15 protein-coding genes are annotated in these 14,757 nt (G+C 38.2%); 8 read left to right on the top strand and 7 right to left on the bottom strand.

What is annotated here, in order from left to right; genetic code table 11:
- Positions 1-83 precede the first annotated feature (83 nt).
- From ICJ84_RS16135 to ICJ84_RS16120, 4 genes are all read right to left on the bottom strand, one after another.
- Entirely contained in the window at positions 84-413 is a 330-nt protein-coding gene (locus ICJ84_RS16135) for a GIY-YIG nuclease family protein (RefSeq protein ID WP_394367631.1), read from the bottom strand.
- A gap of 503 nt (positions 414-916) precedes the next feature.
- Positions 917-3,031: a DNA helicase RecQ gene (gene recQ, locus ICJ84_RS16130; RefSeq protein WP_188217454.1), complete on the bottom strand. Its 2,115-nt coding sequence runs from the start codon at positions 3,029-3,031 to the stop codon at positions 917-919.
- 34 nt (positions 3,032-3,065) lie between these two features.
- Positions 3,066-3,863: a lysophospholipid acyltransferase family protein gene (locus tag ICJ84_RS16125; protein WP_188217485.1), complete on the bottom strand. Its 798-nt coding sequence runs from the start codon at positions 3,861-3,863 to the stop codon at positions 3,066-3,068.
- Positions 3,864-3,915: 52 nt separating this feature from the next.
- Complete coding sequence (locus ICJ84_RS16120; RefSeq protein WP_188217453.1) at positions 3,916-4,563, bottom strand: NUDIX hydrolase; 648 nt, start codon at positions 4,561-4,563, stop codon at positions 3,916-3,918.
- A 5-nt stretch (positions 4,564-4,568) separates the two neighbouring features.
- Between ICJ84_RS16120 and ICJ84_RS16115 the strand changes: the two genes are divergently transcribed.
- The 4 genes from ICJ84_RS16115 (at position 4,569) to ICJ84_RS16100 (ending at position 8,423) form a co-directional block, all read left to right on the top strand.
- Complete coding sequence (locus ICJ84_RS16115; protein ID WP_188217452.1) at positions 4,569-5,267, top strand: peptidylprolyl isomerase; 699 nt, start codon at positions 4,569-4,571, stop codon at positions 5,265-5,267.
- A 1,093-nt stretch (positions 5,268-6,360) separates the two neighbouring features.
- Positions 6,361-6,987 carry a hypothetical protein gene (locus ICJ84_RS16110; protein ID WP_188217451.1) on the top strand — a complete coding sequence of 209 codons (627 nt, stop codon included), beginning with the start codon at positions 6,361-6,363 and terminating at the stop codon, positions 6,985-6,987.
- Positions 6,988-7,103: 116 nt separating this feature from the next.
- Positions 7,104-7,733 (top strand): hypothetical protein, encoded by a 630-nt coding sequence (locus ICJ84_RS16105; protein WP_188217450.1) that lies wholly within the window; start codon positions 7,104-7,106, stop codon positions 7,731-7,733.
- Between the two features lie 390 nt (positions 7,734-8,123).
- Positions 8,124-8,423 carry a GIY-YIG nuclease family protein gene (locus ICJ84_RS16100; protein ID WP_188217449.1) on the top strand — a complete coding sequence of 100 codons (300 nt, stop codon included), beginning with the start codon at positions 8,124-8,126 and terminating at the stop codon, positions 8,421-8,423.
- 569 nt (positions 8,424-8,992) lie between these two features.
- Here the strand turns inward: ICJ84_RS16100 and ICJ84_RS16095 are convergent.
- Genes ICJ84_RS16095 through ICJ84_RS16085 form a run of 3 tightly spaced genes read right to left on the bottom strand, consistent with a single transcriptional unit; the run spans position 8,993 to position 10,753 of the window.
- The gene (locus ICJ84_RS16095) at positions 8,993-9,598 is read right to left on the bottom strand and encodes a trimeric intracellular cation channel family protein (protein ID WP_188217448.1); all 606 of its coding nucleotides are present in this window, start codon (positions 9,596-9,598) and stop codon (positions 8,993-8,995) included.
- Positions 9,598-10,032, bottom strand: a complete 435-nt coding sequence (locus ICJ84_RS16090) for a hypothetical protein (protein ID WP_188217447.1) — start codon at positions 10,030-10,032, stop codon at positions 9,598-9,600. The genes ICJ84_RS16095 and ICJ84_RS16090 overlap by 1 nt, the downstream gene beginning before the upstream one ends.
- A gap of 1 nt (position 10,033) precedes the next feature.
- Positions 10,034-10,753 carry an RDD family protein gene (locus ICJ84_RS16085; RefSeq protein WP_188217446.1) on the bottom strand — a complete coding sequence of 240 codons (720 nt, stop codon included), beginning with the start codon at positions 10,751-10,753 and terminating at the stop codon, positions 10,034-10,036.
- A 24-nt stretch (positions 10,754-10,777) separates the two neighbouring features.
- Between ICJ84_RS16085 and ICJ84_RS16080 the strand changes: the two genes are divergently transcribed.
- The 4 genes from ICJ84_RS16080 to ICJ84_RS16065 are packed head-to-tail and all read left to right on the top strand — an operon-like array spanning position 10,778 to position 14,755.
- Positions 10,778-11,761, top strand: a complete 984-nt coding sequence (locus ICJ84_RS16080) for a stage II sporulation protein M (RefSeq protein ID WP_188217445.1) — start codon at positions 10,778-10,780, stop codon at positions 11,759-11,761.
- On the top strand, positions 11,758-12,480 hold the full coding sequence (locus ICJ84_RS16075) for a hypothetical protein (RefSeq protein WP_188217444.1): 723 nt from the start codon (positions 11,758-11,760) through the stop codon (positions 12,478-12,480). The genes ICJ84_RS16080 and ICJ84_RS16075 overlap by 4 nt, the downstream gene beginning before the upstream one ends.
- On the top strand, positions 12,480-13,685 hold the full coding sequence (locus ICJ84_RS16070) for a DUF4350 domain-containing protein (protein WP_188217443.1): 1,206 nt from the start codon (positions 12,480-12,482) through the stop codon (positions 13,683-13,685). Before ICJ84_RS16075 ends, ICJ84_RS16070 begins: the two co-directional genes overlap by 1 nt.
- Positions 13,685-14,755, top strand: coding sequence for an AAA family ATPase (locus ICJ84_RS16065; protein ID WP_394367633.1), 1,071 nt, complete (start codon positions 13,685-13,687; stop codon positions 14,753-14,755). The genes ICJ84_RS16070 and ICJ84_RS16065 overlap by 1 nt, the downstream gene beginning before the upstream one ends.
- Positions 14,756-14,757: the final 2 nt, after the last annotated feature.

The raw sequence follows: 14,757 nt of genomic DNA, 5'->3' as shown, positions 1-14,757 counted from the left end.
AAAACGACTTGCCCAAATATAAACAATTAACCAAAATGCCTTTTGTCATTCCTGCGCAGGCAGGAATCCACATGACCCCTTGATTAAAACAACCAATCTTTAGCTAAATCATTCCAATCAGGATTATCCGTTTCAATTAATGTTATTTTCCAGGAACGCTTCCATTTTTTCATGTTCTTTTCACGCTTGATAGCATCGTTAATGTATTGAAAGGTTTCAAAATAAACTAACCGACTCAAACCGTATCGCTTTAAAAAACCTTCAATAACTCCTCTTTTATGCTCAAACATCCTTCGTTCAAGATTATTTGTTACTCCAATATACAAGGTACCGTTATTTTTATTGGTTATAATATAAAGATAATATTGATGAATGGTCTTATACATTAAATCAGCAAAAATAGAAGTGGGCACCTACCTTCTCAGGTATGACATAAACCTATACTTCGAAGATAACACAATAGTTAAAAACCACAAAAAAGGTTCATTGAAGTAGTCTAAATCAGAAGTGGATACCTGCATCCGCAGGTATGACAGAAAACTTCAAAATAAAATCTAATTAATTAGCCTTAAACTATCCACTAATTTTGTCATTCCTGTGCAGGCAGGAACCTCAAAAAAACTCCAAAAAGATAGCATTTTATCCTCCCTATGCATGCACGATACGTAACTCCAAACAAAAGTAAATTATAGTTTCAAACAAAACACCATTGTCATTCTGCGCAGGCAGGAACCTCAAAAAAACTCCAAAAAGATAGCATTTTATCCCCCTATGCATGCACGATACGTAACTCCAAACAAAAGTAAATTATAGTTTCAAACAAAACACTGTTGTCATTCCTGCGCAGGCAGGAATCCACAAAACCCTAACAACATACCTTATAAACGAAAGTTTATTGAAATAGACTCTTAACTTTCTACCCCTTCTCAATCACGCTCAAGGCCAATCGGATTTTAAAATAATCCATCTGCTCGTTAAAGTAATCGAAATACGATTTTAATGCATCTGGTGCTCCTAAGTCTTTATAAGCTTTTTTAACGGCAGCAACCTCACTTTTAGTGACAAAATCGTAGATATTTATAGCCTTCCCGTCTTTGTATAATTTAGCGATATGCGAATAGATAGTTGGCGATTTCAGCTTTCGCTTTACGGATATTTCTTCAATAGACAACCCTTGCTTATACAGTTCATAAGTCACCATGTGCGTATCGGTCTTTTTGGGTTTCTTAGGTTTCGATCCCATAAAATCCAGAATCTCGGCAATAAATTCATCACCGTACACTTCCAGCTTGCGTTGCCCCACCCCACTAATGCGTAAAAAGTCGTCTTCACTCATTGGGCGCTCACGTTCAATCTCTTTTAATGTCGCATCACTGAATACCAGATACGCCGGAATGTTTTCTTCCAGAGCAATCTTATAACGCAACTGACGTAAACGCTCAAACAGACCAGAACCGCCTTTCGGTTTGGCGACTTTACGTTCCCGTTCTACTGGTTTCACTTCAGCCACGGTAACCGGTTTTGTTAAAGACACTTTTGCGCCTTCAAACAAGACTTTCTTCGAGAATTCCGTTAGATGTAAAGCGTTATTCTTATGAAAGGCAATCTCACAGAATCCCTGATTGATGAGCTGAATGATGAAATGCTGCCAGTCTTTCCAGGCAATATCTTTACCAATACCAAAAGTTTTTAACTGAGTATAACCCTTCTCCAGTACCGCTGCATTGTGCGACCCACGTAACACATCAATCACCATACCTATGGCTTCAGTTTCTTTCAGTCTGTAGATTGCCGACAGTGCCTTTTGCGCAATAATCGTCCCATCGAAAAACTGTGGAGGATTTTTACACACATCGCAGTTACCACAATTCTCTGCCAGTAATTCCCCGAAATAACTCAGCAGAATTTTTCTTCGGCAACTGGTCGCTTCAGCAAACTGCTTCATGCGCTCTATTTTGGCTACCTGCACCTCTTCATTAGACGTTCCTGATGCAAAGTTTCGCAACTGAATCACATCGGCATAACTGCGAAACAACACCGCATGCGATTTTAAACCGTCACGTCCGGCACGACCAATTTCCTGATAATACCCTTCAATATTTTTAGGCATATTATAATGCACAACCCAGCGCACGTTCGATTTATCAATACCCATCCCGAAGGCCACGGTAGCACACACTATCTGCGTTTTATCGAATATAAATTCTTCCTGAACCTTACTGCGCTCATCAAAATTTAATCCGGCATGGTAGGCTTTAGCTTTAATACCGTTATTGGCCAGTTTACTCGCCAGCTGCTCGGTCGCCTTCCGACTTAAACAGTACACAATCCCCGATTGGTTCGGGCGTTTCCTAATAAACTTTACAATCTGCGATACCCGATTATCTGCCGGACGTACCTCTAAGGAAATATTTTCCCTGTCGAACGACGAGATAAACTGTCGGGCATGCTCTATCTGGAGCTGCTTTAAAATATCGTCACGTGTGGCTTTATCGGCCGTTGCGGTTAAGGCTATAAAAGGCGTTTTAGGTAAAGTGGCCTTTAAAAACCCTAGTTGCTGATAGCTGGGACGAAAATCATGACCCCACGACGAGATACAGTGTGCCTCATCAATGGCCACACAACTAATGTAAGTTTCCTTTAAAATATTCTGTAATGCGGGTAAACTTTCCGGGGCGACATACAACAGCTTTAACTGTTTGTTCACCACCTGCTCTATAATGGCTTCCTGCTCTTCGGCTCCCTGACTGCTGTTAAAAAACGAGGCTTTAATACCATTCGCATTTAAACCATCTACCTGATCTTTCATCAGGGCAATTAACGGTGAAATGACCAGAGTAACCCCCGGAAACAATAAGGCCGGTAACTGAAAACATATTGATTTCCCTCCTCCGGTAGGCATAATCACTAAACAATCGTTGTTGTTTAGTACGGTTTCGACAATATCTTTCTGCTGCGCCCTAAAACTATCGTAACCAAAATAGGTTTTCAGATTAGAATATACGGCGTCCTGAAGGTTTGTAATTTCCATGTGCTATTTCTAGAAAACGCAGGAATAGCTTAGTTTACCATTCTCTAAGTTTGTTTAAGGCTTCCTGAGCTTCCAGCTCTTTTTGAGGAATCACTTTTAAAAATGAAGGATGTTGCTCGATCGCGTATTCTATCTTTTTTACGATATCTTCGGTTGTATCATTATCGTAATCAATCTCTAACGGCGCTTTAATCTCCATACTTTGAAGAATGTTTTTCTTCTTGATGCGTAAGCCTTTTTTATCGAACGAACGGCGGAAGCCATCAATTACGATAGGCACCACCACTGGTTTGTAGCGTTTTATAATATGAGCCGTTCCTTTACGAATCGGTTTAAACGGTGTGGTTGTGCCCTGCGGAAAGGTAATCACCCAACCATCATCCAGCGCTTTCCCTATATTCGAGATATCGCTCATTTTTACCTGACGGTTAACATCTTTACCTTCAGCTCGCCAGGTACGCTCGATACTAATCGACCCCACGTAAGCTAATATTTTTGGCAGTAAGCCGGCTTTCATGGTTTCTTTGGCTGCTACATAATAGATATTTAGTTTAGGATGCCACAGGTAGCCTACATTTTTAATAGAATCAACACGGCCACTTAAACTCGCGTTAAACACGTGAAACATAGCCACCACATCGGCAAAATACGTCTGGTGATTCGAAATGAACAGCACGTTCTTGTCCGGCAGGTTCTTTATAATTTCAGAACCTTCAATTTGTAATTCGTTGAATCCGCGAAAGCGCTGGTGCGTCATAGCACCTAAAATACGGATTAACCACTTCTTTACAATAAGTATATGCCCAAACGGATTTTTCTTAAACAACCCCATACAATCGTGCCTCAAATATATTTAGTTAGCAGCTACAAATGTAATAAATCTATTAGACTAGCATGGCCGATTTTAATAAGTCTTTTATTTCGCTGAGCATCATGGCGGTAGCACCCCACACCACATGATCGTTTAATTTAAAGGCCGGCACCTCAACTTCGGGGCTATACGAAGTACGTACCGTTTTGGTAATCACATTGGTATCATCTAAAAAATCGCTTAAAGCCACTTCTATCAGCGCCTCAACTTCTTCATCCTGCTTTATAAACTGTGGCGTACAATGGCACAAACCTATAAACGGATGCACATAAAAATTACTGGGCGGTATATACACTTCGGTTAACCGGCGCAGCACTTTAATATAGTCTTCCGGAACGCCTACCTCTTCAAACGTTTCACGTACGGCAGCGGCTTCAATCGAGGCATCGTCGTCTTCCAGCTTACCTCCGGGAAACCCCACCTGTGCCGAGTGCACGCCTTTATAGGTTTTCCGTAAGATTAAAATAATGTGAGTAATGTGGGTAACATCCGGATAAAACAAGGCCATCACACCTGCCTGCCTTGCCTGTTTTACTGCATCGCGTTCCTGGCGCAACTCTTCACGACGAAAGGTTGGCACCATTTTAAACTGCGAAGATTCGGCTGGTAGTGGTATATTTTTTATTTTTGAAGCAACTTTTAAAAATTCATCAAAATTCATATACTATGCGCTTTATCTTGTTTTTATGTCTTTCTTGTTTATTTCTGAATTGTGAAGATAAACAATCTAAACAAAAAAATAAGACCGAAGATACCAAGACTGAAACTGTAGATAGCAAACCCAAACTGGTAGAACCTAAAAAACGCACCTACCCGAAGCTTACCGATAAAAATGCTATGGAGTTCTTTTTAAAGTACGGTGAAGAAAACAAAGAGAATAAAGTACGTATTAGCACCGACTTTGGGGATATCGAGATTTTACTGTTTGAAGAAACCAAATACCACCGCGCCAACTTTATCTTTTTAACCAAACAGAAATACTTTAACGGCACCCAGTTTTACCGTGTAATTAACAATTTTATGGTACAGGCCGGAAGTAGCGACGACATTGAGGTAGGACGTAAACGTGCGAACATTGGACGTTACTTATTGCCTGCCGATACCAAACGTGGTTTTAAACACGATCGCGGGGTGATTTCGATGCCAAGTAGTGAGATTGACAATCCGCATAAACTGGCTTCGCCGTACGAGTTTTTTATTGTACAGCAGCACGGTGGCTCGCACTTTTTAGATGGTGATTTTTCTATTTTTGGTCGTGTAACCAAAGGTATGGATGTGATTGATAAAATTGCTGCTGTAGACACCGATGATGCCGACTGGCCATTGAAGAACATTTACATTCGTAATGTTGAAGTTATAGAGTAAACTTCTCTTGTCATGCCTGCGCAGGCAGGCATCCATAATACGCACTCCTTGATAGATTCCTGCCTCCGCAGGAAATCGAAGATTCGACGTAGTCAATAATAAACTCCTGAACTCTCACAACTGTCATGCTGAATTCATTTCAGCATCTCTACTACATCTTGTTTAGTCCCTGAAATCGAATATTCAGCGTAGCTAAACTAGTTCAGAGTGACATAGTTTATTTTTATTCAAAATGAAATTATCCCCCTAATACCTTTACTTTTTTAGTTCACTATTTTATATTATAAATTTAGGAGTTCATGAATCTCCTTCGTCGATTTGCATTGCCAAAAAAAGTAACAAACCCTTCGACTCCGCTCAGGACAGGCCGCTAGACTTCTGATTCATTTCTTGAATATCTGATTTTAAGGCTTTGCATGCGCATGGCAAACGCTACGCTTGGCCATGCTCCTCTGCCCCTAGCTGCGCCTTAAAGCTGATATTACTACGAAACTAATCATAGGTCGAAACAAAAAAGACAACGCTTTAATTCTTCTTTAAAGCTAAAAACATCGCATAAAACGTTAACCCCGTCAAAAATCAGAAATAATGAATGAAGGCATGGAACTGCGAAGCACAGCTTCAAGCATGTAATGCTGGGAACGAATGGTGCGTTAGCAATTTCCTAGTTTTTGACTTGATTTTTTGGTTCGTTTTGCATCAAGGCAAAATGAACAGACAAAGAACAAACATGAAACCATTTGACACAATATGAGACAGAATGAGACAATTTGACACAGTTTGAGACGATTTGGGACTGAAGCCAAAAAAACAGGGGTTTTGTTGCAGTTTTGTTCGAGGATTGTTCAGCTCTCGTTCAGGGTTATATGTTTTAAATACCCCTTTAGCTGAACAAGGGTGCTATTAAAGTGGTTTGAAACGAGAATAACAACACTACGTAGAATTGTTAAAAACTATTTACAAATGTGAGTAACTTCATTTTTTATTTGTAGGAATAGCTTTTATATTTATCGAAATAAATATAATTGCGTTTATCCAATTATTAGGCATAATACCCCACAGTTATTTAAAATTTCAACAACCCTTTAAACCAATGACGGAATCCGTTGAAAGTAAATTAAAGGAACTAGAAGAGTTCGAAGATAAAATTTACGACCTAGGAAAACGAATGCATCCTGGATACACTTACTCATTAGATGTTCTAGCAAATGCAGTCATGGACAGGTCTTTACATTTGATTTTTGCCTTTACAAATCTAATCAGAAATGAAAACTATATCGCAGCTTGTCATTTAGTTAGATGTCATTTAGATAACGTTCTGAGAATTTCAGGTGCTTGGCTAGTAAATGACCCTCATCAATTTGCATCTGATATTATGAATGGAAAAAAAGTTGATGAAATAAAAGACCGAAATGGAAATAATTTAAAAGATTGGTATTTAAGAAATAAATTAAGTGAAGAGTTTCCTTGGGTTCAAAGTGTTTATAAAGAAACATCAGGATTTATACATCTTAGCAAAAAACACATTTTTACGTCATCCAAAATCAAGGACAATGAAAAAAATACTATTGAATTTAGAATAAGTAGAAAAGATAATTATGTTACAGATGAATCTAGAATAAACGCAACTAACGGAATGATTGAAATAACAAAAGTTCTTATTCATTTTATAGAGGGTTGGATTTGGACTAAAAACAATACCGATCCTTTAGTTAAATAAAAAAGTTCGTACCCAACAAAAATGTATAATTTTATTGCGTCGGATTTTCTTATTGAAAACCCTCAGACACAAAACCGTATTATTCTTAAATAAACAATTCTCTACAATTACTTAAAATGACATTTAAGAGAGATAACCATAAAAACAAAAAACTTTATTATCAGCTATTCGTGTTAATCGAATTAACCTTGCTAATCAGTCTTTATTACTTTGGCGTACATTGGGCTATACTCATTTTAGCAACTCCTATCTTTCTAATTGATACATGGTCTAATATACGATGTGCCAACAGACAAAAGAAGTATATCAAAGAAATTGAAATAACACCTAAAGGAATTAATTGTCTACTAGCTACTGATAAAATAGATTCAATTCCATATAACAAATGCCTATTCTCAATTCGTGAAAAGAAATTTGAAAAAGACAAAACAGAAATTGAAATCAGACAGAAAAGAATTTTAAAAAGTCGATTAATAGGCAGGCTCCATATTAGCAACTGGAATCAGATATTTGAGATAAAAAATGAATTGATAAAGAATAACATAACTCAAATTAAATACAGACCTGAAGGCTATTGGTCTAAATATGGCACATTAACAGCGGATGTTGTAATAACGGGAACTGCCTTAGCTGTTGGTGAAATAGCGGAGATAACGGGAGATTTTCAAACTGCTTCAGACTTGAGGACATATGGAGTAATGCCAATTCACGAAATTAATAATGACCTAAAACCTAATGATGAATAAAAATGAAGACACGATATAAAGCAAATAGGACTTTCGATAGTTAACGAAAATTCAATGCCATTTACAAACACCACCAAATCGTTGATTCACAACTTAAATTCAAACTCCTAAACCAGTGCGTTTCTTTTTGAAAATCAATCCCTATAAATATTCGGCAAAGCAATTTTAAAACGCACAGCCAGTAAACGCGTGTCAATAATAATCGCTCCGGAGGCTAAAAACACTCGTCATTACGAAGGAGGCACGACTGAAGTAATCTGTTTAATTTGTGATACTTTTCAAAAGATTGCTTCACTTCACTTTGTTACATTCGCAATGACGATTCCGTAAGATAGATTGCTTCGTGCCTCGAAACGACGATTGTATTAAAAAGAATAACTATATTGAAACATGAATAGATCTTACGTTTATTTTATGGCCAACAAAAACAATACGGTAATTTATATTGGTGTAACGAGTGATTTATTAAAAAGAGTTTATCAACACAAAACTAAATTTCATAAAGGATTTAGTGCAAAATACAATTGTGATAAGCTTGTTTACTTTGAAGAATTCACAGACATTAATCTTGCCATCTCCAGAGAAAAACAACTAAAAGCAGGTAATAGAAAACGAAAAGAGGATTTGATAAACTCTATAAATCCTGAATGGAACGATTTATCTGATGGTTGGCTGTTTTATTTCAATTAACATCATAACAAAAGATATACGACTGAAGTAATACGTTAAATTGGTGTTACCTCTCAAGAAATTACTTCACTTCACTTTGTTACATTCACAATTACGTTTCCTTTAGAAAGATTGCTTCGTTCCTCGCAATGACATGTATAATAAAAAACTTTACGTCATTACAAGGAAGGCACGACCGAAGTAATCTGCCCAATTAAGTTACCCTTGAAAAGATTGCTTCACTTCACTTTGTTACATTCACAATGACGTTTCCTTTAGAAAGATTGCTTCGTTCCTCGCAATGACATGTATAATAAAAAACCTTACGTCATTACGAGGAAGGTACGACTGAAGTAATCTGCCCAATTAAGTTACCCTTGAAAAGATTACTTCACTTCACTTTGTTACATTCACAATGACGTTTCCTTTAGAAAGATTGCTTCGTTCCTCGCAATGACATGTATAATAAAAAACTTTACGTCATTACGAGGAAGGTACGACCGAAGTAATCTGCCCAATTAAGTTACCCTTGAAAAGATTGCTTCACTCTGCTATCGCGCCGTTCGCAATGACGGTTCTTTTCAACAACATCAATCCCTATAAATATTAGGCAAAGCAATTTTAAAACGCACGGCGAGTAATCGCGTCGCAATAATAATCGCTCCGGAGGCTAAAAACACAATGTTTTGATCTATTGGTAGAGCCCCTAAAGCAAAATAAGCCATACCCCCCATAATACAACAGGTCGCATAAATGGTTTCACGCCTAAACACGACAGGGATTTCATTACACAAAATATCACGAATCACCCCACCAAAGCAGGCGGTCATCGTGCCTAAGGCAATACAAAGTATGGGGTGCAAGTGCAACTCCACGCCTTTTTCTAAACCAATTAAGGTGTACAGCCCGATACCAATGGCATCGAACAATAATAACGAGGTGCGTAAATAGTTTAATTTACTTCTAAAGCTAATAGCAAAAATAGTCGAGGCGATAATGACGTAGGTATACGTAAGGTCGTTCATCCAGCCTACTGGTGTATGCCCAATGAGTAAATCGCGAAGGGTACCACCTCCCACCGAAGTGACAAAGGCAATGATAAAAATACCAAACACATCCATACGTTTATCGAACGCTACTAAGGCTCCGGAAATGGCAAAGGCAATAGTTCCTAAAATGTCAATTATGTACAGCATTATCTATAATGTTTTTTAGTTTCTCGCATACCTAATTTTGTTTTTACAAAGTTGCTTAGTATTTGATCTTTATCAGGATATTTTTTACCATTATACCTAATAACTTGTCCATAAGACTCCGAAAAAATTAAAGTAAATAAAGACTCCCTTTCCTCTTTTCCCTTTCCTAAACAAAAAACTGTAACATATCCGTAGTTTATATTGGTAGTTATATTATTATATCTATCATTAAATCTGAGACTTTTTAAATAATTGACTATAAAATTTATATCCTCTGGATTGTCAATAACCAACTTATTAATTCCTTCATAATAATAAGATGCCTTGTTTTCAAAAGTCACTTTTTCAATTGGATGATAAATATTTATTTTCTTTTGTCTACACCCTATTAATATTGTAAACCCTAATATTATGATAACACTAAAATACTTCACCTTACATGTTTTGGGTATAAAAATTATAATCTTTTAAAATCACATCAATAAACTCCATATCGGTTTTTTGCTTCACCTCTTTAATGCCAACGACTTCAACCAGTTTTTTACGCAGGCGAATTAAGGTCTGGTAATCGCGTGCTGCTTTGGCCTGTGTAAAGGTTTCTTTAATAATGCGGGCATCGTTATCGCTGAGTTTAATCACGTTCGGGTAAGTTGGTACATAATCGTCTTTCAGCTCTTCAAGAATGGTGTGGTTAATATTTATGTTTTCCTTAAGGCTAATCACTGCCGTCCCTGCCGCCATATCGCCCAGACGTTGTGTTTTTTTATTGAGAATCATCACAAAAAAGCCCAGACCAAAAATAAAAACATCAACAATTCTAAAAAACCAGCGTACCACATAATCGGACAGCGAAGCCTGATAGCCATCAATCTTCACCACTTTAATCTTCAAGGCTTTCTTACCAAGGGTTTGCCCCTGTAAGGTAGACTCTAAAACCAACGTATAAAACATCACCGGAAAGCTTAACACGGTATTAATGGCTATCTGCGACCATTGATCCATACCTTCGAACACCCCAAAGGCCTGACTTAAAATAAGCATGTACCCTATTTTAATCGCCCAGTCAATAAAAAAAGCCAGCAGGCGCTCTCCGGCTCCGGCGGCATTGAAATTTATTTTCACATTTTGGGTCGTGTTAATTTGTAACTCTGACATTTTATATTTTAATTTATCTTCTATATGAGAGAAGTTTCATTCATCAAGCAAAATAAAGAAAAATGGTTAGCTTTCGAAAAAGCCATCTTTAATAATGACTTTAAAGATGCAGACGAACTGGCTTCTCAATACATTCATGTAATTAACGATCTGGCTTACGCACAAACCTACTACCCCAAAAGTAAGGTAATTGTTTATTTAAACCAGCTGGCTGCAAAAGCTTTTCAGAAAATTTATAAAACCAAACGCGAAGACAGTAATCGCCTGGTGAGTTTCTGGAAAACCGAAGTGCCCTTAATTTGTTACCAGTACCGCAGGTTTATTTATGTGGCCTTCATTATCTTTTTTGCCTTTACATTTATTGGAGCCATATCGGCCGCTAACGACGGCGAGTTTGTGCGTTCTATTCTGGGCGACGATTACGTTAACATGTCTATCGAAAATATTGAAGCCGGTGACCCGGTTGCCGTGTATAAAAGCGGTAGTAACTGGGGTAGTTTTATCGGGATTACCATAAACAACCTGAAGGTGGGCATCATCTCGTTTATTCTGGGGGTATTTGGTGGTATTGGAACGGTATATATTTTATTTAAAAACTGCATTATGCTGGGTTCGTTTCAGTATTTCTTTTATGAAAAAGACGTCTTTTGGGAGAGTGTTCGCGGCATCTGGATACACGGCGCTATGGAAATTTTCGCCATTGTTATTGAAGCCGCCGCCGGACTCATTCTTGGGGCAAGTATTCTGTTCCCCAATACCTATAGCCGTACGGTATCGTTTAAACAAGGCGCTAAAACCGGTGTGAAGATCCTCATCAGTACGTTTCCATTCACGTTTTCGGCAGGCTTTCTGGAAGGCTTTATTACGCGCTACAGCAACATCATGCCGTATTGGCTGTCGGTAGGCATTATCCTTACTACCCTTAGTATCATCACCTACTATTACCTGATATATCCGTTTAAAATTCAAAAGCAAATCACCCAAAGCCCCTTATTGCACCATCCTTGAAATTAACAGCTTTACATATTTACCTTCTACTCTCTTTGATGCTTTACAGCTCTCAAACCGCTAAATGTTTACCCCTACAGGAGCCGCAACAAGAACGTCAGTTTGATGAAAACTTCAAAGACCGTTACTACAGTGATACCTTTAACTATGAAGGCATTGATATGATAGGGCATACACCGGAAGGTTCAGGAGAATATGTCGATTATAAGGAACAAAAGGTTAAGGTTAAAGAACAGAATAACGACAAACTCCTGAATATGAATCTGAAGCCGCTACGCTTTATATTCTACATCGCAATTGCTTTGGCAGTGATTGGTTTGGTTTACGTGCTGTTTAAGGAAGGGGGAAATGGCTGGTTTCAGTCGAAACAAAATCGAAACATTACACATCATCAGGAGATTACCTCTGAAAACATTGAACATACCGATATTAATCTGTTAATTAAACAGGCCGAAGATCTTGGCGACTACCGACTGGCGATTCGGTATTTCTATCTGTTAGTATTAAAAAACCTGAGTCTAAAAAAATACATCAAGTTTGAAGACGACAAGACCAATAGCGAGTACCTGAATGAAATCAGCAATACACCGTTCAGCGATAAGTTTGCTTATACGTCGTATCTATACAACTACATCTGGTATGGTAAGTTTCCGGTAAACGATGTGCAGTACAACAAAGCCAAAGGCAATTTTACAACCCTGTTAAACCTGGTGAAATAATGAAGAAAGTCCTGCCCTTCATACTCATCATTGTCATACTGATTATTACAGCATCGGTAGTGTTTTCGGTACGTACTGCTAAAGTGGTCGACTGGGAAGAGTCGTTTAACGAAAAGAGCAACAAACCCTACGGTGTAAGCATTCTGTACAAAGAATTACCAAACCTATTTAAAGATCAAAAGATACGCACGGTATATCATCAGCCAGCGAGCTACCTTAGTGTAAATAGTGAAGATGGAAATGGGAAACACGTTGCTAAAGGTACGTTTATAATTATCGGGAATTCTGATTACCTTCAGGACGACTCTATTGATGAGCTGATGCGTTTCGTGAGCGATGGAAATACCTTGTTTATCTCTGACTATGTGTATTCGCAAAAAATACACGATACACTGCAAATCAGTATTGATTATATTGCTAACGAGAAAGACAGCATCTCGTATTTATCTTTTGAAAACAGAACATTAAAATCGACAAAAATAGACAGAAACGAAGGTGATAACTATTTCTCCCGTTTCGATTCTATAAACTACACCATTTTAGGCTACTCGAAAATTGACTATAAACATGTGAATTTTATTGAAGTCCCTTTCGGAAACGGTACCGTTTTTCTGCATACCGAACCCAAGATATTCACCAATTACAACCTGCTAAAGGAAGACCGCTACCAGTATGTTGAGGGTGTCCTCTCCTATTTACCCGAGGCTGATATTTACTTCGACTCCTACACCAAAATTCAGAAAAACTATTACGGCGAGGTGGAGCAAAAGTCTAACCTCAGCTGGTTTTTAGAGCAAATGGCATTTAGGTGGGCGTGGTATACAGCACTAATCTTTACGCTACTCTTTATGATTTTTAATGCAAAGCGCCGCCAGCGCGTGATTAAAATCATCAAGCCATTACAAAATACGACGGTAGCTTTTGTGAAAACGGTTTCTAATTTATATTTTGAAACACAGGATCATAAAAACCTGATTGACAAAAAAATAACCTACTTTTTAGAAAAAGTAAGAGGCGATTACAATATCAACACCGATAGCCTTGATGATGAATTTGTTACGAAGCTAGCATCAAAATCAGGCAAGAAAAAGGAAGATATTAAAGCGCTGATTAAATACATTAATTGGCTGCGAACGAAAAGCGAATTTTTTGAAGAAAACCTAATCCAGTTAAACAGGCATATCGAAGCCTTTTACAACAACTAATTATGGAAGAACATACACAACCCCAGGACCACAGTGCCTTTTTACCAAAACAAGACGCAAATATCCCAACAGAAATATCCAGTAATGGAGAAACTAACGGCTTAGAGTTTCAAAACCGTTTAGACCTGTCTGAACTGCAAAACAGCGTACAGAACATTAAAGCCGAAGTTGGTAAAGTGATTGTTGGGCAAAAAGATATGGTCGATATGCTAATCGCCTCACTACTAGCCAAAGGACACGCCTTAATTGAAGGGGTTCCGGGGGTTGCCAAAACAGTAACGGCAAAGCTATTAGCCAAATCGTTGAGCGTAGGGTTTAGCCGTATACAGTTTACGCCCGATTTAATGCCAAGTGATATATTAGGAACGTCGGTATTTAACTTAAAAGTTTCGGAGTTTGAGTTTAAGAAAGGCCCTATTTTCTCGAATATGATTTTAATTGACGAGATTAACCGTGCGCCTGCCAAAACACAGGCGGCGCTGTTTGAGGTCATGGAAGAACAACAAATTACCATTGACGGCCATAAATATCTACTTGATGCGCCGTTTATGGTATTAGCAACACAAAACCCGGTAGAACAAGAAGGCACCTACCGCTTACCGGAAGCCCAGTTAGACCGCTTCCTGTTTAAAATAGATGTGGATTACCCGAATCTGGAAGAGGAAATTGAAATTCTGGTACGTGAGCATGACTTAAAGGAAAAGGAAAAAACAGCTACGATTACGTCGTTCTTAACTACTGAACAGATTGTAAGATATCAGAACTTGGTGAGTCAGGTGATTGTAGAACAGCACTTATTAAAATACATTGCCGAACTGATTGTTGCCACGCGTAATAATCCGTTTTTATATTTAGGGGCTTCACCAAGAGCTTCCATTGCCATACTTAAAGCGAGTAAAGCCTTTGCGGCGATGTCTGGTCGCGATTTTGTAACACCGGAAGACATTAAGCGTGCGTCGGTGCCTGTATTACATCACCGTGTTATTGTAACGCCGGAGCGTGAAATGGAAGGTGTGACCAGCAAACAAATCATCAAACAAATTATTGAAACGGTAGAAATACCAAGATAAAT

Source organism: Aestuariibaculum suncheonense (genome assembly GCF_014596935.1).
Lineage (GTDB): Bacteria > Bacteroidota > Bacteroidia > Flavobacteriales > Flavobacteriaceae > Aestuariibaculum > Aestuariibaculum suncheonense.
The sequence above is the reverse complement of the archived record's forward strand: the minus strand, read 5'-3'. Positions and strand labels throughout refer to the sequence as shown.